Raw genomic sequence first — 23,527 nt, 5'->3', positions numbered from 1 at the left:
TCGCTCCCCCTATTTGCCGAGATGCCGGTCGAAGAATCGGACCATCACGTCAAAGGCATCGCGCGATTCGGGCACATCGGGGTTGTAGTAGAACCCGTGGAACAGTCCCTCCCACACGTGCAGTTCGGCGTCGACGCCGGCCTTGACCAGCGCTTCATGGGTATAGATCGCCGAACTGTATTCGAACCCGCGGGTGCCGGTAATGATCAACGTCGGTGGGAACTTCGCCAGGACCGCGGGCGACGACGCCGGTGCGACAAGCGGGTCCGTCGGGTCGGCGCCGGTCAGATAGCCGAGCGGCGGGGCCAAAGCCTTTGCCCCAGGCGGTGCTGGAGGCGGAGGCATGCGCGCCTCGCCGAGCGGCAAGGCAGTGTACGTGGCGTCGCCGCCGAAACCGGCCGAGGCGAGTGTCCCGCCCGCACAGAAGATGCCCGCCGCGCCGGGGCGAGGGAGCCCTTGCTTTTGGAACCATGCCAACGACATGCCGGTGAGGATCCCTCCGGCCGAGCAGCCATAGATGCCGATGTCCTCCGGCCGGTAGGTCTTGAGCAGTTGGCGATAGACGGCTGCGACGTCCTCGCTCGCCGCGGGGAAGCGATACTCCGGCCCTTGACGATAATCGAGGCTGACGACCTTGATCCTCATCAGGGCCGCAATCGGGATCGATTCGAGCTCCGCACAGCCGGGGAAGCATTCGCGAAAGCCGCCGCCGTGCAAGTTGATAAGGACCCGCTTGCGGTTCTTCGCCGCGATGCCGCCGGCCGGCGTGTAAACGTAGGCCTTAACTCCGGCGATCACGGCGTCTTCACGATGGGTGTGGTACCGCGCCTTCATCCGGGGGATGTAGGGCGCAATCAGCGGCGGGACCGGACTGGGCGGAGCACTCGGGTCGAGCTTGGCCACCGCGAGCAGGTGTTCGACGACGTAAGCTCGCGCTTCCGGGCTGAGAAATTCGGAAACCGGGGCCGACATCGCCGGCACTTCCACCGTGCCATCTTCGGCAACCGGCAGGGGAGCGCGGCCGCTTTGAGCCTGGGCGGCACAAGCCGCGGCGAGGGCAACCCCCGCCATCCAGCGCCGAACCGTCGCGAATCCCCACATATCAGCACCCTTTACCTCGCCAGTTGCCGGTAGACTATCATCACCGCAATCGATTGCAAGCAAAGCAAAGGCAACTATGCTGTGCGCTCCGCTCGCAGTTGCAATCGGCTGGCGTTACGCCGATGAACGCGCCGACCAGGGGCGGTGGGCGAGGGTGGCATTGAGCAGCAAGAAGGTACGTACGATCTACGACCTCGCCGAGCTTGCCGGCGTGTCTGCGGCGACGGTTTCGCGGGCGCTCGCCGGCAAGTCGCTGGTCAGCTCCGCGACGGCGGAACGCATCCAACGCTTGGCGGAGGAGCATGGCTTTCGGCCAAGCTCCCTCGCACGCAACCTGCGCACTCGCCGGAAAGGCGCGATCGGCGTCGTCATCCCATTGGGGCACGAAACGACGCAGCACATATCTGATCCGTTCTTCATGACGATGATCGGTTTCCTTGCCGACGAATTGACCGAGCGCGGTTTCGACCTCGTGCTGTCGCGGGTCATTCCCAAGAAGGACGATTGGCTCGAGAAGATGATTTCAGCCGATCGGGTCGACGGATTCATCATCATCGGACAATCCGACCAGTCGGCGGTGCTCGACAAGATGGCGCGGGATTACCTGCCGATGGTCGCATGGGGCGCGCATCTGCGAGGTCAGATCCACTGCTCGGTCGGTACCGACAACTATCTTGGCGGACTCGCAGCGACGGCACACTTGATGGACCGGGGCTGCCGGCGGATTGCGTTTTTCGGCAATCCCCAGGCAGTCGAGATCCGCCAGCGCCTCGATGGTGCGCGGGCCGCGGTTTCGGCAAGGCGCCCTGGCGCCGAGCTGATCGAAACACCGACGCACCTGGCCGGCGAGCTGACCGCCGAAGATATCGCGCACTTCCTCGATCACGCGGGAACGCCGCCCGACGGGATCTTCGCCGCCTCGGACCTGATCGCGATCACTGCGATGCAAGTGCTGCACAGCCGCGGACTGACCGTGCCCGGTGACGTCAAGGTGGTCGGTTATGACGATCTGCCCTTCGCGCGCACGTCGGTTCCTCCGCTGACGACGATCCGCCAGGACATCGCCACTGGGGCTCGCCAGATGGTCGAGCTCCTGCTCAAGCGTATCGACGGAGAGGCGACCGGCTCGGTTGTGCTCAATCCGGAGCTCGTCATCCGTTCCTCGACGTAAAGCGCCTCGTGCAATCGATTGCGAATAGGCGACTTTCGATTTAAGGCGCTTCGAATGACGATCGCAGCCGAGGCCTGATTTGAGCGACACCGAAATCTCCATTCCCGGCCGCAGGAGCGATTTCGAAACGCCGTCGCGCTGGACGGCTGCGCATGTCGCGGGCATCGCGGCGCAAAAGGTCAATCATGCGCCGGTTATCGATGCGCTCGCCGCAAAGCCGGTTTCCAGCCTCGGCCTGTGGGACGCGTGGCCGGTGCAGCGAGCGGATGGTCGGCCCGCCCTTCTCGACGGTGGCGACACGCTGTGGATGGCGCTGGCCGCACCGCGTTTCGCCGATCCCGATGAGCGTCATAGCCATGCAAGGATCTATCTGCTGCTGAGAAACGCGCAAGGTTGGACAATGCTCGGGCCCGCGATGCCCGAAGGTTTCTCGCCCGGGAGTCGTGAATGGTCGGGGTCCGCGATTCTGGATCCCGCGACGGGTGCTGTGACGGTCTATTTCACGAGCGCCGGACGTCGCAACGAGCGGCTTGTCAGCTACGAGCAGCGCATCTTCGAGGCGAACGCCCACCTTGGGCGCGACGATGCCGGGTATCGACTGAACGAGTGGAGCGGGCTGCGAGAAATCATTGAACCCGACCCGGCGTTCTACATGGCCACCAACCGCGGCGGGGCGCCGGGGACGATCAAGGCATTTCGCGATCCCTTTCCCTTCCTGGACCCGGCGAACGGAACATGGACCATGGTATTCGCCGGCTCGGCAGCGGGGTCGAGTTCGCCCTACAACGGCGTGATCGGCGCAGCATCCGCGGTGGACGAACAGCGCTCCGCGTGGCGCCTGCTGCCGCCGATCCTGAGCGCGGACGGGCTGAACAACGAACTCGAACGGCCCCACATCGTCCACCACGCAGGCTTGTATTATCTGTTCTGGTCGACGCAGGATCAGGTGTTCGATCCGGCAGGGCCGATCGGGCCCACAGGTCTCTACGGAATGGTTTCGCCGCAACTCTGCGAACAATGGGAGCCGCTCAACGGCACCGGCCTGGTCTTCTGCAATCCGCCAGAGGCTCCGCGGCAGGCTTACGGGTGGCTCGTCCTGCCGGACCGGTCGGTGATCAGTTTCGTCGACGACTGGCGAGGCGGGACACAACCTGAGGGCCGCCGATTCGGGGGAACGTTCGCGCCCACCCTGCGGCTTGCTCTCAACGGTTCGCGGGCGCAGCTTGTAGGGGGATGACCAGCGAAGAACCTGTGGTCGCCGGCGTCGAGCTCGGCGGTACCAAAGCGGTGCTTGTGCTTGCCCGCGGCGCCGAAGTGATCGAGCAGCACACTATCCCGACCACCTCGCCTGAAGAGACGTTGGGAAAATCTCGCGCCCAGCTCCTTCAATGGATGAACGACCAGCCGTTTGCAGCACTCGGGATTGCCGCCTTCGGTCCGCTCGATCTCGATCCGGGGTCGCCGGGGTTCGGCAAACTGTTCACCACGCCCAAGCCGGGCTGGGCCAACTTCGACGTCGCCAAGGCGCTGACGTCTGGCCTCGGGTGCCCTTGGACAATCGAAACCGACGTCAACGCGGCCGCGCTGGCAGAGCTGCGGTGGGGTGCGGCGCAAGGGTGCGGCGATGTCTGCTACGTCACGGTCGGTACCGGCGTCGGCGGCGGATTGCTGGTCAACGGGCAGGCCGTGCATGGCGCGATGCACCCGGAGATCGGCCACTTGCGCCTCCGCCGGGCTCCTGGCGATGATTTTGCCGGGACTTGCCCGTTCCATGGTGATTGCACCGAAGGACTGATCTCGGGCACCGCCCTGCGCGCGAGGTTCGGGCGCGACCCCGCATCGCTTTCCGACGCCGATCCGCGCTGGCAGCTCGTCGCCAGCGACCTTGCCGAACTGGTTGCCGCAATCCTGCTGATGACCTCGGTCCAGCGGGTGCTTCTGGGTGGCACGGTCATGCTGTCGCGGCCCCATCTCCTGTCCGGTGCGCGAGGCGCTGTCCTGGAGCGCGTGGGCGGTTACCTCCCGAAGGTAAACAGCGGATCGGTCGAGCAAGTGGTGCGCATGGCCGGATTGGGAACCCAGGCGGGTCCGCTCGGGGCGATTGCCGTGGGTCGGTGCGCGCTGGCGGCGATCGCGACAAATTCCTGATACCGATTGCACTTAAGGCGGACCAACTCTCAGCATTCGTGGCATTCGGTCCGGAAAGGCATGGTCGTTGGCCCTGGAATTCCGTCGAAAAACGAACTCGCTGTACATTGGACCATATTGCAATCGATTGCAGAACGTCGTATCAGCACTCCCGTGAGTCGGGCGCGAAGCCCGCGACTTGGCGAGGGAGAGAAGGCGATGAGGCGGATGGATTCGAGGCTCGTGTCGGTGACGGCTTTGGGTTGGGCAATTGCCGCTCTGGCAGCTCCGGCGGCGGCACAATCCGCCAGCGATCTGCAAGCTCCGGCGACCGAACAGACCGGCGATGAACAGCAAGCTTCGGCGGACGATCGCAATAGCGGCTTGAAGGAGATCGTCGTCACCGCGGAAAAGCGCGAGGAGAACCTGCAGAAGGTGCCCGCGGCCGCAACCGCCCTCACCGGTGACGACCTCGACAAGAAGGCGGTCGAACGCGTGGCGGACCTGCAATATGCCGCGCCCTCGCTCTCGATCACCGATCAGGGCCTCACCCAGTCGGTCAACATTCGCGGTATCGGTCTGTCCAGCGGCTCCCCAGCCGTGTCGAACGGTGTCGCCACTTATTACGACAACATCTTCCAGCCGCCGATCCTGACGACCGGCTTGTTCTACGACATCGGCACCATCGAGGTGCTGCGCGGCCCGCAAGGAACGTTCGTCGGCTCGAACTCCACCGGCGGCGCCATTTTCATCAACACCGCCAATCCATCGCTGAGCGGCGTGTCCGGCTACGCCAAGGCCAGCTACGGCAACTACGATGCGCTCGGCGGCGAAGGAGCGGTGAACGTCCCCCTGTCGAGCACTCTGGCAGTCCGTGCAGCCGGCACCTTCCAGCGGCGCGACAGCTACTTCACCGACATCGGACCGTACGACAACCACCCTGACCGGTTGAATGAGAAGGCAGGGCGGCTGAGCGTGCTGTTCCAGCCGGCGAAGTTCCGGGCCGTTGCAAAGGTGGAATGGGTCGATCGCAACACCGGGGGCTTCGCTTATCGGCCGATCGAAGGGACGACGTTCGCCTACGACCGACAGCCCGATATTCGCACTTTGACGTACAACGCTCCGACCAAAGTGCACGAACGCGGCTTTCAGTCGAGCCTGGAGATGCGGTACGAATTCGACGGCGGCGTCGTGCTCCGCTCGGTCAGCGGCTACGTCAACAAGCGGATGAACAATCTCTACGATATGGACGCGGCCATGACCCAGCTGACGCCCACGCCGCAGAATCCCGCTCCAGCCAGCGCGACCCAGACGCAGGACCAGTTTGTTCGCGAGCGCGAGTGGGTCCAGGAGGTCAACATCATCTCCCCCACCGACGGGGCCTTCAACTGGATCGTTGGCGGATACTTCCAGAAGAACAAGATCGACGTCGCCATCCAGCAGACCAGCAGTAACCCGATTGCCTTCAATCCTGCCGATCCGACCGACATCCAGATCGGCCAGAACAAGACCACGACTGGCGTGTTCGCCCAGGCGGGTTACAAGATCCTGCCGGAGCTCGAGCTGCAGGTCGGCGGACGCTATTCGCACTTCAAAGCCGACAGCGCCGGCAGTGTCGTTATTGGCAATGGCTCACCATTCTTCCCGCCTGGCGGCCTGCAAGTGGCCGATCTGGGCGGCAGCCACGGGGACGGCCGTTTCACCGGCAAGGTCGGGCTCAACTGGACGCCCGACGAGGATAACCTGGTCTACGCGTTCGCCGCACGCGGCTACAAACCTGGCGGGTCAAACGGGGCAACTTCTGGCTTTCGCCCGGAAACGGTGTGGGACTACGAAGCCGGCTGGAAGTCTTCCTTCCTCGACAATCACGTGCGCACGCAGGTCGGCGCATTTTACATGCAATACAAGGACTTCCAGATCGACTCGATCGAGCCTTCGACGGGCCAGGGCGGCGTTCACAACGTCGCCAACGCGACGATCAAAGGTTTGGAAGCGCAAGTGCAGGCAAAGATCGGCGGCTTCGGTTTCGATGGCGGGATCGCCTATGTCGACTCCAAGCTCGATCAGTTCCAGTTCGTGAACCAGCGCCTGTTGCCGACCGGCCTCAACCTGGGGCCGCAGTGTGCGGCGGGCGTACCGTCAAACCCGCCGACCTGCTTCGACTACGGTCCCTTCACGACAACCGCTGGCGGCGGTCCGAACCTGTACTCGCCCAAATGGTCATACAACTTCGGCGTGCAGTACCAGGCCGATCTCGGCTCCGACCTGACGCTCACTCCTCGGCTGAATTATGCCTATATCGGTGCGCGCTGGACCAACCTGCTGTTCAACCCGGTGACCGATTACTTGTCGGGTCGTGGCCTGCTCTCGGCGTTGCTCACGCTCCAGAAGGGCGATTGGACGATAGAGGGCTATGGCACGAACCTGACCAACAAGAAGTACGTCAGCGGCCAGTTCATCAACAACGAGTTCTACGGCGCGCCGCGCGAGTACGGAGTTCGTGCGTCGGTGAGGTTCTGACATGAAGATCGACGCCCGTTTGCTCGGGAACACCGCCGCGCTCTTGCTCCTCCCGGCATGCAGCGCGGCCTCGGGCCTTTCTCCGGCTGGGGCGCCAGGTGCCTCAGCCGGGGATTTTTCTTCCCGTTGCGCCGCTCTCGCCCAGCAGATGAAGGGTGCGTGGCCTGAGGCGGACACGCGGATCGACACCGCCGAGTACCTCGCCGCCGGCACGCAAGCCCCCGCGGGGCCGCCCGGCGTTTCCGCACCGGCCGTAACCTTGCCGGCCCACTGCGAAATCGTCGGCAGCATGCGCCACCGTAAGGGCGTCGACGGACAGAACTATGCCCTGCGCTTCCACGTGCGCCTGCCGGAGCAGTGGAACGGGCGGCTGCTCTTCGAAGGAGGCGGCGGGCTTGACGGCAACCTCGGGTCGGCGCTGGGGATGATCGGATTCACCAAGCCGCCGGCAATCAGCGAAGGCTTCGCCGTGGTCTCTCAAGACAGCGGGCACGATGCCAGGGCGAACAACGATCCCGCGCATGGCGGCGACGCTGCCTTCGGTTTCGACCCGCAGGCGCGGGCCGATTACGGCGGCGCTTCCATCAAGCCGGTGGCGCTAGCGGCCAAGGCTCTCGCAGAGCGGTTCTATGGGAACGGGCCGCGCTACAGTTACTTCGTCGGCTGCTCCAAAGGCGGGCAAGAGGGCATGATGGCGGCGCAGCGCTATCCGACGCTGTTCGACGGCATCGTTTCGGGAGCGCCGGGTTTCTCGTTGCCGCGCGCGGCGCTGGCCGAAGCGTGGGACACACAGCAGTTCGCCGCGGTCGTTCGCGCCAAAGGTGAGCAAGTCACTCCAGCAACACTGACACGCAGCTTCAGCGGGGCCGATCTCGACCTTGTACGCGGTGCCGTTCTTGCTTCGTGCGACGCCGATGACGGACTGCGTGACGGGATTGTCGGCGCTTTCCGCCAATGCACGTCGGCCAAGGTACTCCCAGAGCTCAAGCGGCTCACCTGCGGTGGGGCTAAGCAGTCAGGCTGCCTGATCCCGGCACAGGTCGAGGCGCTGGAGCGGATTCACGATGGGCCGCGCAACAGCCGGGGTGAGCCCCTTTACGCCGGGTTTCCCTGGGACGGAGGTTGGTCCGGCCGCGATTGGCGTGGCTGGAAAATCGGCGCGGCCGACGGCTCCATGCCGTCGCTCAACGTGGCGATGGGGTCGATAGCCCTGGCAGCCGTATTCTCAACGCCCCCGACCGCGCCGCAGGACCGCCTGGCGTACGATCTCGGATTCGATTTCGATCGCGATGCCCCGAAGATCTACGCGACTGGCGGTGCCTTCAGGCGCTCGGCCTGGCAGGACATCGGCGCACGTTCCGCGGACCTGTCCGCCTTCCGCCGGCGCGGAGGGCGGATGATCGTCTATCAGGGTGCGTCCGATCCGGTGTTTTCGGTCACCGATACGCTGAACTGGTGGGACGAGGTGAACGCGCGCGAGAATGGCAACGCCGCGCAGGTCGTTCGAGTCTTCCCGGTCGCGGGCATGAACCACTGCGGGGGAGGCCCTTCGACCGATCAGTTCGACGCCTTCACCGCACTTCTCGGCTGGGTCGAGCATGGCCAGGCGCCGGATCGCATAGTCGCCGCCTCCGCTCCCGGCAGCCCATGGCCGGGTCGGACGCGGCCCCTTTGTCCCTATCCGTCGATCGCGCGTCCCAAGTCGCCAGACGCCGATCCGGAGAACGCCGAATCGTTCAAATGCGTGCGAAGCTGAGGGATTTTGGTGATCGGATAGTTGGCGATCGCTCGCAGACACGCCTTCGCGGCGAGATCGGCGCCATTCACACGTGACACCGCGCCCACCATGATCTTCGATGACCAGGTGCGACTGGCGCTCAGCCCCGACCGATCCGAACAGGAAATCGTCGCCGGGGCCACCTGAAGCCAGCGGAAAACGATCTACGCGGCACGTTTTGCACCAAACCGCTCAAGGCAGGTCTCACCGATGAGCAGGTCGCCGATGTCATGAGCTGGTCGCCAGACCAGGCCCGCAGCATCGGGCGCGTTTGTGTTGACCAAGGGCAGATCGCTATGGCAATCGGCGAGCGTTTGCGGGACGGGCTGTAAACCCGACTGCAAACCTTTTCGGGCTTGGCGATAAAAACAACGGTTTTCCAAGCTTTTGCGGGCGTAGCTCAATGGCAGAGCAGAAGCTTCCCAAGCTTACGACGAGGGTTCGATTCCCTTCGCCCGCTCCACTTTCCCGCCATAGCTGGTAAAGCGCGGCCATGCCGGCGCTTTTCCTCGCCCTGCTGACTTCGGCGCTGGCCATGCTTGGCGGCCGCTCGACGCGGATGACGGCGGGGATGGCGGGAATCCTGGGACAAAGCGCCGGGCTGCTCGTCGTCGGCTGGTTCGCGGCGATCGCGACGTCAGCGCTGGCGGCATGGGCGGGGGCGCTGCTCGCGCCAAAGATGGCGCCGGCGGGCAAGGCGATGTTCGTTGCCCTGGCGCTGGCGCTGGCGGCGATCGAGCTGCTCGTCGCGCGTGGTCGCGCCGTTCCGGCCGAGCCGACCCGCTCGCTCGGCGCCATCTCGCTGGTGTTGTTTGCGGGACAACTGACCGACGCGGCGAGGTTCTTCGTGCTGGCGCTGGCGGTGGCGACCGGCACTCCCGTGCTGGCGGCAGCGGGTGGGGCGCTCGGCAGCGGCGCGGTGCTCAGCGCGGCATGGGCGCTGGGCGGGGAATGGGACTTGCGGCTGCCGCTGCGGGCGGTTCGCCTCGGCGTGGGGGCGCTATTTGGCCTCGCAGCGGTCGTCGTGGCGATGGGCGCGCGCGGCTTGACCGGCTGACAGGGAGCCAGCAGCCGTCTAGGCTGGCGCGATGATTGAGCTGATTGCAGGCGCCGACGATGCGCAGGCGGCCGAATGGCTGCATGGCCGGCTCGCGGCCGCGCTGGGCCGGAGCGAGGCGCCGATCGCGATCACCGTTCCCGGCGGCTCGACACCATTTCCGATCCTCGAGCGCCTGACGGCGATGCCGCTCGCGTGGCGGCGGGTGACCGTGTGGCCGGGCGACGACCGCGAGGTGCCCGAGGACCACCCGGCGAGCAACACCGGCAAGATCCGCGCGCTGCTCGAGCCCGCAGGCGCCGAGGTCGTCGCGCTCAGCGTCATGGAGCAGGTCCCGCACTTCGCGCTCGCCTGGCTGGGGATGGGCGCCGACGGACACATTGCCTCCCTGTTCCCCAACACCGATCCGCGCGCCGACGATCCGCTCAAGGTGCGCATGATCACGCCCGATCCAATGCCGCCCGAGGCGCCGTATCCCCGGATAACTTTGACCATTCCGGCGCTGCTCGATTCGGATGAGTTGATGTTCGTCATTCGCGGGGAAGAAAAGCGCGCGCTATTCGAGGCGGCGGGGCGCGGCGAGAACGACCTGCCGGTCGCCCGCCTGCTCGGCGCTGCGCGGCAGCCGGTGACATGCTTCACCTGATTCCTGCCCCGCTGCACCGCGCGTTGCTGCGGCTCGCCCACCGGCTGCGCAAGCGGTGGCGGCGGCTGGCGAAAAGGGAAACGGCGGGGGTTTCGGTGATCGCCGTGGACGACGCAGGCCGCGTCTTCCTGGTCCGCCACGGCTATGGCTCGGGACGCTGGTCGCTCCCCGGAGGAGGGCTCGGCCGGGCCGAGGACCCGCAAGCCTGCGCGCAGCGCGAGATACGCGAGGAACTGGGCTGCGCGCTCGAACAGTTGACTCTGGCGGCTCGGTTCGACGAGGTGCTCGACGGCGCGCCGCACCGCGCATTCGTGTTTACCGCGCGTTTTGCCGCGGAACCGCGCGTCGATGGCCGCGAGGTGATCGACGGCGGCTGGTTCGCGCTCGACGCGCTCCCGGGAGAGCTGATCAGCTTTGCCCGCTATCGCCTCGAGGTTGCGTTTCCCGATCGCTAGAGCAGCGACAACTGCGCAGTGTCCGGCGCCCGTTCGTCGCCTTGCTCGCCCTCGAGGTTCGACAGCGTCAGGCCGATAAGCCGCACCGGCATCGGCAGCGGTAGAGCTTCGTCGAGAATCTCGCGGGACAGGCGGGCAAATTCCGCCTTGCTGTCGATCGCGCGCGAGAGCGACTTGGCGCGGGTCATCAGCTGGAAATCGGTGAATTTGAGCTTGAGCGTCACCGTGCGCCCGCGGGTGTCGTGCTCGGCGATGCGCTCCCAGACGATCTCGATAATGTCGTCGAGCGCGACGCGGAGGGCTGAGCCGCTCGAGATGTCCTCGTTGTAGGTGCGCTCGCCGCCCAATGACTTGCGGATGCGGTTGGCGCGCACCGGTCTGAGGTCGATCGCGCGCGCGGCGCGGTAGAGGTAATCGGCGAAGCTGCCGAAGTTGGCGCGCAGCCAGGCGATGTCCTTGGCGGCAAGGTCGGCGCCGGTCTCGATGCCGAGCCGGGCCATCTTTTCGGCTCCGCGCGGGCCGACGCCGTGGAACCGGCGCACCGGCAGCCTGGCGACGAACTGCGCGCCCTGGCCGGGCTTGATCACGCAGATCCCGTCGGGCTTGTTCTGGTCGCTGGCGAGCTTGGCGAGGAACTTGTTGTAGGACACGCCCGCACTGGCGGTGAGCCGGGTCTGCTGGCGAATGCGCTGGCGGATCAGCTCGGCGATGCGCGTGGCGCTGCCGATCCCGCGAATGTCCTCGGTCACGTCGAGATAGGCCTCGTCGAGGCTCAGCGGCTCCACGTGCGGGGTGAAGTCGCGGAAGATCGCGCGGATCTGCTGGCTGACCTCGTGATAGACCTCGAAGCGGTGGCGCACGAAGATCAGGTCGGGGCACAAGCGCCGTGCGGTCATCCCCGGCATGGCGGAATGGACGCCGAACTTGCGTGCCTCGTAACTGGCCGCAGCCACGACTCCGCGGCTGCCGCTTCCGCCGACAGCGACCGGCTTGCCGCGCAGCTCGGGGTTGTCGCGCTGTTCGACGCTGGCAAAGAAGGCATCCATGTCGATGTGGATGATCTTGCGCAGGCCGAGATCGGGTTCGTCCTCCTCCATCGTCTTGCTTTAGTCCGGCGAAGACGAAGGGGCTATACCGCACTGCAACATGGGGCTAGGGCCTTGCGTCCCATGTCCACCGCGGCCACCCCCCATCAGCCGATTTCGATCGGCCAGCGCGAGTTGATCGTGCTGATCGCGCTGTTGATGAGCCTCAACGCGCTGTGCATCGACGGCATGCTGCCGGCGCTCGACGACATCGCGCGCGAGCTGGGCGCGGAAGCCGGCAACCAGCGGCAATTGATCGTCGGGGTGTACCTGCTTGCCAACGGCCTCGGCTGTCTCTTGCCCGGCTCGTTCGCCGACCGCTTCGGGCGCAAGCCGGTGATCATGGTCGCGCTGGCCGGTTACGCGCTGTTCTCGCTGATCGTGGCGACGGTCGACAGCTTTGCCGTGCTCCTGGTCGCCCGCGGCTTGCAAGGTCTTCTGTGCGCCGGCCTGATGGTCGCCCCGGTGGCGATCGTCCGCGACCAGTTCGAAGGCGACAAGATGGCACGGACGATGAGCATGGTCTCGGCGGTGTTCATCACCGTGCCGGTGATCGCGCCGAGCCTCGGCCAGGCCGTGCTGCTGATTGCCGGCTGGCGGTGGATATTCGTCGGCCTGGCGTGCCTTGCCGGCCTCGCCGCGCTGTGGACCTGGCTGCGGCTGCCTGAAACGCTGCGCCCCGAATATAGCCAGAAGATCGAGATAAGGGCGATCCTCGGCAACATGCGCGTGGCGCTCTTCAATCGCATCTCGATCGGTTACGTGCTCGGCACGGCGCTGCTGATTGGAGCGGTGTTCGGCTACGTGAACAGCGCACAGCAGCTGATCGGCGAGCATTTCCGCGCAGGGCGTTGGTTCCCGGTGGTGTTCGGCGGCACCGCGGCGATGATGGCGGTCTCCAACATCGTCAACAGCCGCATCGTCGAGCGCTTCGGCGCGCGGCGGGTGTCGCATGTCGGCGTCATCGTCTTCATCGGCGTGAGCGCGGCGCAAGTCTGGGCGGCGATCTATCGCGACGGCCAGCTCGCCTGGTTCCTGCCGTTGATGGCGACCAACCTCGCGCTGCTCGGCTTCCTCGGCGCCAACTTCAGCTCGATCGCCATGCAGCCGTTCGCCAAGATCGCCGGGGCGGCGAGCAGCGTGCAGACCTTCTTCCGCATGTTCGGCGCGGCCGTGGTCGGCATCGTCATCGGCCAGAGCTACGACGGGACCGCGCGCCCGTTCGCCTTTGCGCTGCTGTTCGGTTCGAGCTCGGCGCTGCTCCTCGTGCTGTTCAGCGAGCGCGGCCGGCTGTTCCGGCGGCTCAACGCGCCGGGCGGGCCGGGCGTGGCGCTGGTCGAGGCGGACTGACCGCGCGCTAGCTTACGTGATCGATCCGCCGGCGGAAGGTCTCCGGCAGCCACAGCAGCCCGACCACCAGCGTCAGCACGGCCACCCCGACCGGGTACCACAGCCCGGCGTAGATATTGCCGGTCGCCGCCACGGTGGCGAAGGCGATCGTCGGCAGGAAACCGCCGAACCAGCCGTTGCCGATGTGGTAGGGCAGGCTCATCGCGGTGTAGCGGATGCGCGCCGGGAACAGCTCGACCAGCAGCGCGGCGATCGGCCCGTAGACCATCGTCACCAGCAGCACGAGCGCGGTGAGAATGGCGATGACCAGCGGGGTGTTGGTCTGGGCGGGGTCGGCCTTGGCCGGGTAGCCGGCGTCCGCGAGCAAGGCGGGCAGGGCGGCATCGAAGCTGGCCTTGTCGGTTATCGGGACCTGGGCGTCGCCGATGCGGATTATCGGATCGCCCGGGGTCGCCTCGTTGGCGTAGGGGATTCCCGCCTTGGCCAGGGCCGACTTGCCGATGTCGCAGCCGCTCTTGTCGAACTTGGTCTTGCCGATGGGATCGAACTGCACTGAGCAGCTCGCCGGATCGGCGACGACTGTCACCGGATTGCGCGCCGTCGCGTGCGCCAGCGCCGGGTTGGCCGCTTCGGTCAGCGCGCCGAACAACGGGAAGTAAGTGACCGCCGCCAGCGCGCACCCGGCCATGATGATCGGCTTGCGGCCGATCTTGTCGCTGAGCCAGCCGAACACCACGAAGAACGGCGTGCCGATCGCCAGCGCCACGGCAATCAGGATGTTGGCGGTCGCGCCGTCGACCTTGAGAATCTTCTCGAGGTAGAACAGCGCGTAGAACTGCCCGGTGTACCAGACCACCGCCTGCCCGGCGACGGCGCCGAGCAGAGCGACCAGCACCAGGCGGGCGCTCCTCCAGTTGCCGAAAGCCTCGGTCAGCGGCGCCTTGGTGGTCGCCCCGGCGTCCTTCATCTGCTGGTAGACCGGGCTTTCGGCGAGTTGCAGGCGGATCCACAGCGAGACGCAAAGCAGGGCCGCCGAGGCGAAGAAGGGCAGCCGCCAGCCCCAGGTCGCGAACGCCTCCTCGCCCAGCCAGGTACGCGTGCCGATGACGATCAGCAGCGCGGCGAACAGGCCGAGCGTGGCGGTCGTCTGGATGAAGCTGGTGTAGAATCCGCGTTTGCCCTCGGGCGCGTGCTCGGCAACGTAAGTCGCCGCACCACCGTATTGTCCGCCGAGCGCGAGGCCCTGCAGCATGCGCAAGGCGACGAGCATCAACGGCGCGGCCACGCCCACAGAGGCGTAGCTCGGCAGCAGCCCGACCGCGAAGGTCGAGGCGCCCATGATGCCCATCGTCACCAGGAAGGTGTACTTGCGTCCGACAAGGTCGCCGATCCGCCCGAACACGAGTGCTCCGAACGGCCGCACCGCGAAGCCGGCGGCGAAGGCGGCGAGGGCGAGGATGAAGGCGGTGCTGTCGTTGACACCGGAGAAGAACTGCGCCGAGATGATCGTCGCCAGGAGGCCGTAGAGGTAGAAATCGTACCACTCGAACACCGTGCCGAGCGACGATGCGGCGATCACCTTGACTTGCGACACGCGCAGCGGCGCATCCTCGGCGGCTAGCGTGGCCATTCCTGTCTCCCCTTGAACCCGGGCGGTAGACTGCCGGAGGCGAGGGCGAGTCACAAGCGCAAAGGGAGCGCTACCATCCTCCCGGGTGTGGGAGGAATTAGTTCTCGGCCTTCTCCACCCGCGCCAGCAGCGCCTCGACCTGGACCTGCTGGCCTTCGTGCGCCGCCAGCTCGGCGACGGTCCCGGCGAACGGCGCGGTGAGCGCGTGCTCCATCTTCATCGCCTCGAGCACCATCAGCCGCTGCCCGGCCTCGACCACCTGGCCCTCGGTGACATCGACGGCGATGACCTTGCCGGGCATTGGCGAGCGGATGTCGCCATCGGTGGCGGAAGCATGGCCGGAACCACGCACCTCATAAGGTCCGATGCGATAAGCGAAGCCTTGATCAAACTTTATGAGTCCTTCCGATGATCTGAATGCGCGGCCGAAATAGTTCGCCTGATCGGACGGTTCAGGCCAATGTTCGACCCGCACCGGCTCGCCATCTACGGAAAGAAGAGCGTGATGAATTGGCGTCGCGTTCAGGCGAAAGCCCGACTGCAGCAGGTTTTCGTCGGTTGGCGGCGAGCCAAGTACGAGGACGGCGGCAGCATCGAGGCCGTCCTCGGTCAACGGTGGTTTCGCAACCAAGCGTTCCTGATTTGCTTCGATGTATCCCGTGTCGAATCTGCCTTCCAAAAACGCCCGCTCTTCCGTCAGAGCCGTAAGAAGGCCCGCATTGGTCCTGACAGGCCAGATATCGGCGTTGCGGCACATCACGTTTATATCGCAGCATGCATCGTCGCGGGTTTCCCCGTGCGCCACGAGCTTTGCTATCATCGAGTCATAAAATGGCGAAACCTGGTCCCCGGCTTCGTAACCCGTCTCCACGCGCACACCTGTTTGGAGTTGGAAATACTCCAACCGCCCCGTGCTCGGCAAAAACCCCTTCGCCGGGTCCTCCGCATAAAGCCGCGCCTCAATGGCGTGACCGTTGATGCTCAGCTCCTCTTGGCGGAGCGGCAGCGGCTCCCCGCTCGCCACGCGCAGTTGCCATTCGACCAGGTCGACGCCGGTGATCTCTTCGGTCACCGGGTGTTCGACCTGGAGGCGGGTGTTCATTTCCATGAAGAACACGCGGTCGGCGCGCAGGCCCGCGCTGGCGTCTGCGATGAACTCGATCGTGCCGGCGCCGACGTAATCGACCGCCTTCGCCGCGCGCACCGCCGCGCTGCAGATCGCTTCGCGGGTGGCCGCGTCCATGCCCGGCGCGGGGGCTTCCTCGATCACCTTCTGGTGGCGCCGCTGGAGGCTGCAATCGCGCTCGAACAAGTGGACCACGTCGCCGTGGGTGTCGCCGAACACCTGCACTTCGATGTGCCGCGGCGAGGTGATCCATTTTTCGAGCAGGACCTCGTCGTTACCAAAGCTCGACTTAGCTTCACGTTTGCAGGATTCGAGCGCGGCGAGGAAATCGGCCGGCTCCTCGACCTTGCGCATGCCCTTGCCGCCCCCACCTGCGACAGCTTTGATAAGTACCGGATAACCGATTGAATCAGCTTCGTTTTGCAGCGTCTCGGTCGCTTGACTCTCACCGTCGTAACCGGGGGTCACGGGCACTCCGGCGGCGCGCATCAGCTTCTTGGCCGCATCCTTGAGGCCCATCGCCTCGATGCTCTCGGGGCTGGGGCCGACCCAGATCAGGCCGGCCTCGGCGACGGCGCGGGCGAAGTCGGCGTTCTCGCTGAGGAAGCCATAGCCGGGGTGAATCGCTTCGGCTCCGGTGGCCTTCGCCGCCTCAATGATCTTGTCACCGCACAAGTAACTTTCGGTCGCCGGCGAGGGGCCGATGTGGACCGCCTCGTCGGCCTGGCGCACATGCAGCGCCTTGGCGTCGGCGTCGGAATAGACCGCCACGGTGCGCACTCCGAGCGCCCGCGCGGTGCGCATCACGCGGCAGGCAATCTCGCCCCGGTTGGCGATGAGCAGGCTTCGTATCATGCGAAACCGGTTAGCCGATGTCCTCGCCTCACACCACCTCGTCCGGCAGCGGGGTTTGCGGCATCGGCGCGATCGGGCCGGCCATGCGGGCGATCGTCATCAGCTCACCGCGAGTCCAGCGCGGCATGGGATCGGGCTGCGGCGCGCTTCCGAAGGCTTCGCGCAAAGCCTGCCAGGTGAGCGTGAGCTTACTCAAGAACCCCACGCGAACGCGATGATCCCACGCGTGCGGACCCAACGCGCGAACCTCGTTGCGGATCGCGCCGTGAATATTCGCCGCCGCCAGCACCGCCCAGCGCTGGCGCAAGCGCAGCCCGTTCGCGCCCCAGCGCGCCGCCGCCTCGTGTTCGTCGGCCAGGTCGAGCAGGCGCGACACGAGCGCGACCAGTTGCTCGCGAAACTCGGGGCGCATGTGCTCGCCCGGCGGGATGTCGCCTTCGGCGAGCCATTCCTGCGGGAGATAGCAGCGCCCCGCCGCATCGTCCTCGCACAAGTCGCGGGCGATATTGGTGAGCTGGAAGGCGAGGCCGAGATCGAATGCGCGGTCGAGCATCGCGTGATCGTCGGTCGGAATGCCCATCACCCGCGCCATCATGACGCCAACCGCGCCGGCGACGTGGAAGGCGTAGCGCATCAGGTCGGCCTCGCTGCGCGGGCGCCAGCCATCGGCGTCGAGCGCGAAGCCGTCGATCACATCGTCGGTCATTTCCTCCGTCAGCCCCGCTTCGAGCGCCACCTGGCCGAGCGCGTCGAACGCTTCCTCGGCCGTCGGTTGGCCTTCGAGGGCGCGGCGGGTGAGCACGCGGATCGCCTCGATCCGGCGCTGCGCGGTGGCTTCGTCTAGGTTCAGCGTGCCGCCGTGATCCTGCCCGTCGGCGATGTCGTCGCAGCGGCGGCACCACGCGTAGAGCAGCCAGGCCTTTTCGCGCGTGGGCTTGTCGAACAGCCGGCTGGCGAGGGCGAAGCTCTTGCTGCCTTGGCGGATCGATTTCCGCGCCAGTTCCACCAGTTCCTCACGCTCGCGCCCGCCGCCGACCTGGCGCGGCGTCGTGCGCAGGATGCGTGACGGCGCCAGCGGGCGAGGGCGGAAGGGACGCGGCGGCTTCAAAGCTCCTCGGCTTTCATCCGGAAGATCGGCGTATGCGGGCGATAGGCGGCCATCTTGTCGAGTAACGCGCCAAGCTCGTTTTCGGCGATGATGATGCCCTGGTGCACCGGACGCACGAAACCGACCTCGACCATGTGCGCGTTGAATTCGATGAGCCCGTCGTAGAAGCCGAAGGCGTTGAGCAGCCCGACGGGCTTTTCGTGGTAGCCGAGCTGCGCCCAGCTGACCGCTTCCCACAGTTCGTCCATCGTGCCGACTCCGCCCGGGAGGGTGAGGAAGCCGTCGGAAAGGTCGGTGAAGGCGGCCTTGCGCTCGTGCATCGTCTTGACGATCCGCAGTTCGGTGCAGGCGAGATTGGCGACCTCGGCCTTGACCATGGCATCCGGGATCACCCCGATCACCTCGCCGCCGGCCGTGAGCGCGCCGTCGGCCAGCGCGCCCATCAGGCCCAGCTTGCCGCCGCCGTAGACGACGCCGATCCCCCGCCGAGCGAGGATCTCGCCGACCTCGCGCGCCAAGGCGACATAGCGCGGGTCCTCGGGCGTGGCGGAGCCGCAATAGACGGCCAGGCGGTTCATCGGCAAAGATCCTCCAGCATAAGTCCGGCGGTCGCCATGGCGCTGGCGACTACTCCGGGAATCCCGGCGCCGGGATGGGTTCCCGCGCCGACGAGGTAGAAGTTGGCGATAACGGTGTCGCGATTATGCACGCGGAACCAGGCGCTTTGGCTCAGCGTCGGCTCGAGCGAGAAGGCGCTGCCGAGGTGAGCATTGAGGTCGAGCGCGAAGTCGCGCGGGGTGTAGTGGAAGCTCGTCACGAGGCGGTCGTCGAGGTCGGGGATCAGCCGCCGGGCGACCTCGTCGAGCACGCGCCTCTCGAGCATCGGGCCGACTTGCTCCCAGTCGATCGCCAGCTTGCCGAGGTGGGCCACCGGGACCATCGCCGAGAACGCGCTCTTGCCCTCCGGCGCCATGCTCGGGTCGGTAACCGAGGGGTGGTGCAGATAGATCATCAGATCGCGCGGCAGCACGCCGTGGTCGTAAATGTCGGTGAGCAGCCCCTCGTAGCGGGGACCGAACAGGACGGTGTGATGTGGGATACCCGGCCAGCTGCCCTCGATCCCGAAATGGACGACGAACGCGCTCGGGCTGAAGCGCTTCTTCGCCAGCTTGCGCGCCATCTGCGGCCCGCGCGAACTGGCGCGGAGAAGATCGCGGTACGTGTGGATTACGTCGGCGTTGCTGGCGACGGCGTTGAACCGCTCGCGCCAGCCGCTTTGTGTCTCGACCTCGGTCGCCCGTGTGCCGAGCGTGTGGACCTGGACCACCGGATCGCCCAGCCGCAACGTGCCGCCGAGGCGTTCGAACTGGCGCACCATCCCGGCAACGAGACGATTGGTCCCGCCGCGTGCCCACCACACGCCGGCATCTTGCTCCAGCTTGCCGGCCTGTGCCTGGATGGCGCTGGTGGTGAACGGGTTGCCGCCGATCAGTAGCGCATGGAAGCTGAGAGCCTCGCGCAATTTCTCGTTGCCGACGAACCTCGCGATCGTGGCGTAAAGCGCACGCCAGGCCTGGTGCTTGATCAGCGCCGGGGCTGCCTCGATCATGCTGCGCAAGTCGAGGAACGGCTTCGCGGTGTAGCCTTCGCGGCCCACCTCGGCTGCATAGGCCATGAATTCTTCGTACCCGGCGAGATCGGCGGGATCGAGCCGGGCAACCTCCGCCCTGAGCGCGCGCGGATCGTTCGAATAGTCGAACACCGCTCCGTCGGGCCAGCTGAAGCGGCAGAACGGGCTTACGGGCATCAATTCGACGTCGTCGGCAATGTCGTGCGCGGTCAGTTCCCACAGTTCGCGCAGGCTCGCCGGATCGGTGATCATGGTCGGCCCGGCATCGAAGGTGAAATCGTCCCGGCGCCAGTGGTAGGCGCAGCCGCCCGGCTGGTCGCGCGCTTCGATCAAGGTGGTGGCGACCCCGGCCGATTGCAGCCGGATCGCCAGGGCGAGGCCGCCGAAACCGGCCCCGATCACGCATGCCCGCTTGCCTTCCGCCGTCATTCCTCCTCCAGCAGCGGCGCCCTTTGGGTCACGAGCGCCCGCAATGCGCGGAGCAGGGGAACCGGCGGCTTGCCGCACGCGATCCGCAGCCGGTCGAGGCCGGTCGCGCGCGCGGCGAAGAAGCGCTCGATGCGGGCCGAAGGCAGGTGGTAGAAACGTTCGAACACTTTCCAGCGCTTGCTGGCGCGGGCGGCACCGAACAGCATCGATGCGACCCGCCGGTAGTAGCCCGTGGCTTTCCAGTGCGCCTGCGCGCGTTCGTCGAGCATCTCCGCCAGCGCGGGCCCTGAAAGGTCCTTCGCATGAGCGATGGCGAGCGCGGTTTCGACCGCGAACGGCACGGTGTAGCCGGTCAAGGGGTGTACGAACCCAGCATGGACGCCGATGCGTCCGACGCCGTCGATCCGCCGTTCGTCCTGCCAGGCGGCGAAGTCGCCGCCGGCGATCACCGGCAGGATTCCGCTTTCGCTGCCGGACATCTCGCCGTTCCAACCCCGGCGGCCAGCATAGCGGTCGAGCCGGCGGGTGGCCGCGTCATGGTCGAGCACCGGACTGTCCTGGTAATAAGCGTCCTCGATGAACAGCTCGCATTCGCCGAGTGGCAGCACCTGGACGAAGCGGAAGCTGCGGCTCTGCCCGACCGTCGCGTCCACGATCACCGGGCGCTTGACCTTGTGCGGCCGGGTGGTGCGCAGATAGCGGCCACCGGGCTGTTGACCAGAATCGTGCCGGCCGGAAGCATCGCCGTCAGGCCGGCCGCGAAGTCCTCCGGCGACAGCGAGCGGTAGCGGGTGCGGACATGACGGCGGTAATCCGGAAAGGCCGCGTCGTAGCCTTCGTTCCAGCGCTTGAGCAGCGCCTTGCCCTCGCGCGAAACGTCGGTCCCGAACCAGCCCCAGCGATGGCTGCCGCCCGGCATCGGCCCGGCCTCGATCAGCCGCACTGAAACGCCTGGCCGCTTTTCGGCCAGCGCGAGGGCAGTCAACCCCCCGGCAAGCCCGCCGCCGACAATCGCAATGTCGCAATCGCGCTCGCTCATGCCGACGCCTTAGCGGCTTGGGCCGGGGGCGCAATCCCGCCCCGCCTTGCCAATCGCCGGCGCGCGCTGCATCCATTGCCGGCGAGGGGAAGGAATACGGATGAGCAGAGCCGGCGCACGATCGCTGTTGCCCCACGGCCGCGCGGTGTTCGCGACCTTTGCGATCGTGGTTTCGGCGGTCGTGATCCTCCTGGCGATGGGCCGGGTGCCGATCTGCACGTGCGGCACGGTCAAGCTGTGGCACGGCGTGGTGCAATCGGCCGAGAACTCGCAGCAGCTGACCGACTGGTATTCGCTCAGCCACTTCATCCACGGCCTGATCATGTACTTCGTCGCCTGGCTGCTGTGGAGCAAATGGCGGCTGCTCGGCGGTCGTCCGGCGCGCTGGGCGCTGCCGATCGCGGTGCTGGTCGAAGCGGCGTGGGAAGTCAGCGAGAACACCCCGATGGTGATCGATCGCTACCGCGCGGTGACGGTCAGCTTCGGCTACACCGGCGACAGCGTGCTCAATTCGATGGGCGACATCGGTTGCATGGTGATCGGCTTCCTGTTCGCCTCGCGCCTGCCGTGGAAGGTGAGCCTGGCCGTCGCGATCGTGTTCGAGCTGCTGACGCTCTACGTCATCCGCGACAACCTGGCGCTGAACGTGATCATGCTGTTCTGGCCGATCGAGGCGATCCGTCAATGGCAGGCGGGCGGCTGATGCGCTCGGCCCCCTAGGAACACTCCCGAGTCCCCTTCGTTTGAAACGCAAGTCACACAGGGGTTCATGATGAGGCGCGCTATCTTCATTGCCGGTTTGCTGGCGCTCGGCTTTGCCGGCCCGGTCGCCGCGCAGGACTCAGGCAGCCAGCCGTCGGCGCTGGACGGCGACTACCTGAGCGTCGGCGTCGGCGCCGGCTACGGGCCGAGCTATGAAGGCTCGAACGACTACAGGGTCTTCCCGGTGCCGCTGGTGCAAGGCAGGCTCGGCGGTATCGGCATCGGTCCGCGGGCCGCCGGCGTCGCGCTCGACTTTATCCCCGACCCGCCCGACCGCGTCGGCTTCAACCTCGGCATTGCCGCGAAGGCGCGGCTGAATCGCACGCGCAAGACCGGCGATTCGGTGGTCGACAGCCTCGGCAAGCTCGAGACCGCGGTCGAGGTCGGCCCGACGGTAGGATTGACCTTCCCCCATGTGCTCAATCGATACGACAGCTTTTCGGTGACCGCGGATGTGTTGTGGGACGTCGCCGGCGCCCACAAGGGCATGGTGATCGATCCGCTCGTCAGTTACACCACGCCGCTCAGCCGGGGAATTCTCGCCAACCTGGCGTTCAATGCCGAATACGGAAACCGCAAGTTCGCCGATTACAATTATTCGGTAACCCCGGCGGGTTCGATCGCCAGCGGACTGCCGGTGTTCACCGCCCGGGGCGGCTTCAACAAGGCCGGCAGCCGGCTGCTGCTCGGCTTCGACCTCGACGGCGACCTCACCGACGGCGGTCCGGCCATTTTCGTCCTCGGAGGCTACACGCGGATGCTCGGCGACGCGAAGCGCACCCCGCTCACCAGCATCCGCGGCAGCGCCAGCCAGTGGCTGGGGGCGGTCGGCTTCGGGTACACCTTCTAGGGGCTACTCGGCGGCGATCGCCTGCTCGGCGCTGGCGACCAGCGCCTGCAGCGCGCGCATGTGCGCGGCGAAGGCCTTGCGCCCGGCGCGGGTGAAGCTGGCCCAGGTCCGCTGGCGGCCGTCGAGCGCGCTCTTGGTCAGCCGGACGTAGCCCGCCTCGACCAGGGCCGAGAGATGTTTCGAGAGCACCGAGTCGCTCACCCCGGTGATCTCGCGCAAGCGGGAGAACTCGGCGCTGTCGGCATTGGCCAGCACGGTGGCGATCTGCAGCCTCGCCGGCGCGTGGAGCTGGGCGTCGAGCACGATCGGAGTCATGCGCCCAGCTCGCGGCGGAACACGCGCGCCCACCAGACGCTGCCGGCGACCGCAACGGCGAAGGCCACGCCCGCCACGGCGACCGGCACCCAGGCCTCGACGCCTTGCTCGCGCAAGCGGACCTGCACGACGATGAGCAACAGCATCGCTACCAGCAGGGCCGCAGTTACCGGCCGCGTCGCCCCCCTGCGATAGCCGTTGATGAACATGCCGTAGCGCCTGCGGTCGTGGACGACGATCACCACCATCAGGCCCATCGCCAGGCACAAGCTGGCGACCTGGATGGTCAGCGGATAGCCGAGCCCGAGGATCAGCAGCCCCATGACCGCGCCGAACGCGGCGTGGCGCCAGGGCGGGCACAGACCCATGGCCGCGATCTGCGCGCGCGTTGCGCCGACGCTTTCGAGCGCGGCGCGCGCTTCGGCGGGAGACATCGTTTCTCTGGTCATCGAACGGGTCCTTCACTTTCCAAGATGGAAAGCGATTAGCCGTGA

Annotated in this window: 21 protein-coding genes, 1 tRNA gene and 1 pseudogene; 12 read left to right on the top strand and 11 right to left on the bottom strand. The window is 66.5% G+C overall.

Going from position 1 to position 23,527, the window contains the following annotated elements:
* Positions 1 to 9: 9 nt before the first annotated feature.
* Positions 10 to 1,071 (bottom strand): alpha/beta hydrolase, encoded by a 1,062-nt coding sequence (locus G7B69_RS06775; RefSeq protein WP_207785967.1) that lies wholly within the window; start codon positions 1,069 to 1,071, stop codon positions 10 to 12.
* A gap of 184 nt (positions 1,072 to 1,255) precedes the next feature.
* Here G7B69_RS06775 and G7B69_RS06770 point away from each other — a divergent pair, with 184 nt between their 5' ends.
* The 5 genes from G7B69_RS06770 (at position 1,256) to G7B69_RS06750 (ending at position 8,675) form a co-directional block, all read left to right on the top strand.
* The gene (locus tag G7B69_RS06770) at positions 1,256 to 2,272 is read left to right on the top strand and encodes a LacI family DNA-binding transcriptional regulator (RefSeq protein ID WP_243415062.1); all 1,017 of its coding nucleotides are present in this window, start codon (positions 1,256 to 1,258) and stop codon (positions 2,270 to 2,272) included.
* A 79-nt stretch (positions 2,273 to 2,351) separates the two neighbouring features.
* On the top strand, positions 2,352 to 3,509 hold the full coding sequence (locus G7B69_RS06765; RefSeq protein ID WP_243415058.1) for a glycoside hydrolase family 68 protein: 1,158 nt from the start codon (positions 2,352 to 2,354) through the stop codon (positions 3,507 to 3,509).
* Positions 3,506 to 4,420, top strand: coding sequence for an ROK family protein (locus G7B69_RS06760; protein WP_207785966.1), 915 nt, complete (start codon positions 3,506 to 3,508; stop codon positions 4,418 to 4,420). Before G7B69_RS06765 ends, G7B69_RS06760 begins: the two co-directional genes overlap by 4 nt.
* A 207-nt stretch (positions 4,421 to 4,627) precedes the next feature.
* On the top strand, positions 4,628 to 6,919 hold the full coding sequence (locus G7B69_RS06755; protein WP_166177451.1) for a TonB-dependent receptor: 2,292 nt from the start codon (positions 4,628 to 4,630) through the stop codon (positions 6,917 to 6,919).
* 148 nt (positions 6,920 to 7,067) lie between these two features.
* Complete coding sequence (locus tag G7B69_RS06750) at positions 7,068 to 8,675, top strand: tannase/feruloyl esterase family alpha/beta hydrolase (RefSeq protein WP_243415057.1); 1,608 nt, start codon at positions 7,068 to 7,070, stop codon at positions 8,673 to 8,675.
* Positions 8,676 to 8,860: 185 nt separating this feature from the next.
* On the opposite strand, the gene G7B69_RS06745 is transcribed toward G7B69_RS06750, so the two are convergent.
* Positions 8,861 to 9,100, bottom strand: coding sequence for a hypothetical protein (locus tag G7B69_RS06745; RefSeq protein ID WP_166177447.1), 240 nt, complete (start codon positions 9,098 to 9,100; stop codon positions 8,861 to 8,863).
* Between G7B69_RS06745 and G7B69_RS06740 the strand changes: the two genes are divergently transcribed.
* From G7B69_RS06740 to G7B69_RS06725, 4 genes are all read left to right on the top strand, one after another.
* Positions 9,086 to 9,159 (top strand) — tRNA-Gly (locus tag G7B69_RS06740). The genes G7B69_RS06745 and G7B69_RS06740 overlap by 15 nt on opposite strands.
* Before the next feature lie 30 nt (positions 9,160 to 9,189).
* Positions 9,190 to 9,753 carry a hypothetical protein gene (locus G7B69_RS06735; protein WP_166177445.1) on the top strand — a complete coding sequence of 188 codons (564 nt, stop codon included), beginning with the start codon at positions 9,190 to 9,192 and terminating at the stop codon, positions 9,751 to 9,753.
* Between the two features lie 31 nt (positions 9,754 to 9,784).
* A complete protein-coding gene (locus G7B69_RS06730) occupies positions 9,785 to 10,399 on the top strand; it encodes a 6-phosphogluconolactonase (protein ID WP_166177443.1) in 615 nt (204 codons plus the stop codon).
* Entirely contained in the window at positions 10,387 to 10,854 is a 468-nt protein-coding gene (locus tag G7B69_RS06725) for an NUDIX hydrolase (RefSeq protein WP_166177441.1), read from the top strand. Before G7B69_RS06730 ends, G7B69_RS06725 begins: the two co-directional genes overlap by 13 nt.
* On the opposite strand, the gene dinB is transcribed toward G7B69_RS06725, so the two are convergent.
* Positions 10,851 to 11,951 carry a DNA polymerase IV gene (dinB, locus tag G7B69_RS06720; protein ID WP_166177439.1) on the bottom strand — a complete coding sequence of 367 codons (1,101 nt, stop codon included), beginning with the start codon at positions 11,949 to 11,951 and terminating at the stop codon, positions 10,851 to 10,853. The two genes, G7B69_RS06725 and dinB, sit on opposite strands and share 4 nt — an antisense overlap.
* A 72-nt stretch (positions 11,952 to 12,023) precedes the next feature.
* Between dinB and G7B69_RS06715 the strand changes: the two genes are divergently transcribed.
* Positions 12,024 to 13,289: a multidrug effflux MFS transporter gene (locus G7B69_RS06715; protein ID WP_166177428.1), complete on the top strand. Its 1,266-nt coding sequence runs from the start codon at positions 12,024 to 12,026 to the stop codon at positions 13,287 to 13,289.
* 7 nt (positions 13,290 to 13,296) lie between these two features.
* Here G7B69_RS06715 and G7B69_RS06710 read toward each other — a convergent pair whose 3' ends face one another.
* The 6 genes and pseudogenes from G7B69_RS06710 to crtY all read right to left on the bottom strand — a co-directional run.
* Positions 13,297 to 14,919, bottom strand: a complete 1,623-nt coding sequence (locus tag G7B69_RS06710) for an MFS transporter (RefSeq protein WP_166177426.1) — start codon at positions 14,917 to 14,919, stop codon at positions 13,297 to 13,299.
* Positions 14,920 to 15,016: 97 nt separating this feature from the next.
* A complete protein-coding gene (locus G7B69_RS06705; RefSeq protein WP_166177424.1) occupies positions 15,017 to 16,900 on the bottom strand; it encodes an acetyl/propionyl/methylcrotonyl-CoA carboxylase subunit alpha in 1,884 nt (627 codons plus the stop codon).
* A 28-nt stretch (positions 16,901 to 16,928) separates the two neighbouring features.
* Positions 16,929 to 17,957 (bottom strand): phytoene/squalene synthase family protein, encoded by a 1,029-nt coding sequence (locus G7B69_RS06700; protein ID WP_207785972.1) that lies wholly within the window; start codon positions 17,955 to 17,957, stop codon positions 16,929 to 16,931.
* 47 nt (positions 17,958 to 18,004) lie between these two features.
* Positions 18,005 to 18,586: an LOG family protein gene (locus G7B69_RS06695; protein ID WP_166177420.1), complete on the bottom strand. Its 582-nt coding sequence runs from the start codon at positions 18,584 to 18,586 to the stop codon at positions 18,005 to 18,007.
* Positions 18,583 to 20,067 carry a phytoene desaturase gene (locus G7B69_RS06690; protein WP_166177418.1) on the bottom strand — a complete coding sequence of 495 codons (1,485 nt, stop codon included), beginning with the start codon at positions 20,065 to 20,067 and terminating at the stop codon, positions 18,583 to 18,585. The genes G7B69_RS06695 and G7B69_RS06690 overlap by 4 nt, the downstream gene beginning before the upstream one ends.
* Positions 20,064 to 21,092 (bottom strand): annotated as a pseudogene (gene crtY / locus G7B69_RS06685) (lycopene beta-cyclase CrtY); the annotation flags it as partial. The pseudogene crtY and the gene G7B69_RS06690, both read right to left, overlap by 4 nt.
* Positions 21,093 to 21,206: 114 nt before the next feature.
* Between crtY and G7B69_RS06680 the strand changes: the two are divergent.
* Positions 21,207 to 21,809 (top strand): DUF2585 domain-containing protein, encoded by a 603-nt coding sequence (locus G7B69_RS06680; RefSeq protein WP_166177416.1) that lies wholly within the window; start codon positions 21,207 to 21,209, stop codon positions 21,807 to 21,809.
* Positions 21,810 to 21,875: 66 nt separating this feature from the next.
* Positions 21,876 to 22,718 carry a MipA/OmpV family protein gene (locus tag G7B69_RS06675; RefSeq protein WP_243415056.1) on the top strand — a complete coding sequence of 281 codons (843 nt, stop codon included), beginning with the start codon at positions 21,876 to 21,878 and terminating at the stop codon, positions 22,716 to 22,718.
* Positions 22,719 to 22,721: 3 nt separating this feature from the next.
* Here G7B69_RS06675 and G7B69_RS06670 read toward each other — a convergent pair whose 3' ends face one another.
* Both G7B69_RS06670 and G7B69_RS06665 read right to left on the bottom strand, forming a co-directional pair.
* On the bottom strand, positions 22,722 to 23,033 hold the full coding sequence (locus tag G7B69_RS06670; protein ID WP_166177414.1) for a transcriptional regulator: 312 nt from the start codon (positions 23,031 to 23,033) through the stop codon (positions 22,722 to 22,724).
* Entirely contained in the window at positions 23,030 to 23,482 is a 453-nt protein-coding gene (locus G7B69_RS06665; RefSeq protein ID WP_166177412.1) for a hypothetical protein, read from the bottom strand. The genes G7B69_RS06670 and G7B69_RS06665 overlap by 4 nt, the downstream gene beginning before the upstream one ends.
* Positions 23,483 to 23,527 lie beyond the last annotated feature (45 nt).

This window comes from Croceibacterium segetis (assembly GCF_011320115.1).
Taxonomy (GTDB): Bacteria; Pseudomonadota; Alphaproteobacteria; order Sphingomonadales; family Sphingomonadaceae; genus Croceibacterium_B; species Croceibacterium_B segetis.
The sequence above is the reverse complement of the archived record's forward strand: the minus strand, read 5'-3'. Positions and strand labels throughout refer to the sequence as shown.

Bases quoted from the DNA above. Each gene is read 5' to 3' on its own strand.
- G7B69_RS06775 (WP_207785967.1), bottom strand. From the start codon at position 1,071: ATGGCGGGGGTTGCCCTCGCCGCGGCTTGTGCCGCCCAGGCTCAAAGC.
- G7B69_RS06760 (WP_207785966.1), top strand. From the start codon at position 3,506: ATGACCAGCGAAGAACCTGTGGTCGCCGGCGTCGAGCTCGGCGGTACC.
- G7B69_RS06755 (WP_166177451.1), top strand. From the start codon at position 4,628: ATGGATTCGAGGCTCGTGTCGGTGACGGCTTTGGGTTGGGCAATTGCC.
- G7B69_RS06750 (WP_243415057.1), top strand. From the start codon at position 7,068: ATGAAGGGTGCGTGGCCTGAGGCGGACACGCGGATCGACACCGCCGAG.
- G7B69_RS06735 (WP_166177445.1), top strand. From the start codon at position 9,190: ATGCCGGCGCTTTTCCTCGCCCTGCTGACTTCGGCGCTGGCCATGCTT.
- G7B69_RS06730 (WP_166177443.1), top strand. From the start codon at position 9,785: ATGATTGAGCTGATTGCAGGCGCCGACGATGCGCAGGCGGCCGAATGG.
- G7B69_RS06725 (WP_166177441.1), top strand. From the start codon at position 10,387: ATGCTTCACCTGATTCCTGCCCCGCTGCACCGCGCGTTGCTGCGGCTC.
- dinB (WP_166177439.1), bottom strand. From the start codon at position 11,951: ATGGAGGAGGACGAACCCGATCTCGGCCTGCGCAAGATCATCCACATC.
- G7B69_RS06715 (WP_166177428.1), top strand. From the start codon at position 12,024: ATGTCCACCGCGGCCACCCCCCATCAGCCGATTTCGATCGGCCAGCGC.
- G7B69_RS06710 (WP_166177426.1), bottom strand. From the start codon at position 14,919: ATGGCCACGCTAGCCGCCGAGGATGCGCCGCTGCGCGTGTCGCAAGTC.
- G7B69_RS06705 (WP_166177424.1), bottom strand. From the start codon at position 16,900: ATGATACGAAGCCTGCTCATCGCCAACCGGGGCGAGATTGCCTGCCGC.
- G7B69_RS06695 (WP_166177420.1), bottom strand. From the start codon at position 18,586: ATGAACCGCCTGGCCGTCTATTGCGGCTCCGCCACGCCCGAGGACCCG.
- G7B69_RS06690 (WP_166177418.1), bottom strand. From the start codon at position 20,067: ATGACGGCGGAAGGCAAGCGGGCATGCGTGATCGGGGCCGGTTTCGGC.
- G7B69_RS06680 (WP_166177416.1), top strand. From the start codon at position 21,207: ATGAGCAGAGCCGGCGCACGATCGCTGTTGCCCCACGGCCGCGCGGTG.
- G7B69_RS06675 (WP_243415056.1), top strand. From the start codon at position 21,876: ATGATGAGGCGCGCTATCTTCATTGCCGGTTTGCTGGCGCTCGGCTTT.
- G7B69_RS06670 (WP_166177414.1), bottom strand. From the start codon at position 23,033: ATGACTCCGATCGTGCTCGACGCCCAGCTCCACGCGCCGGCGAGGCTG.
- G7B69_RS06665 (WP_166177412.1), bottom strand. From the start codon at position 23,482: ATGACCAGAGAAACGATGTCTCCCGCCGAAGCGCGCGCCGCGCTCGAA.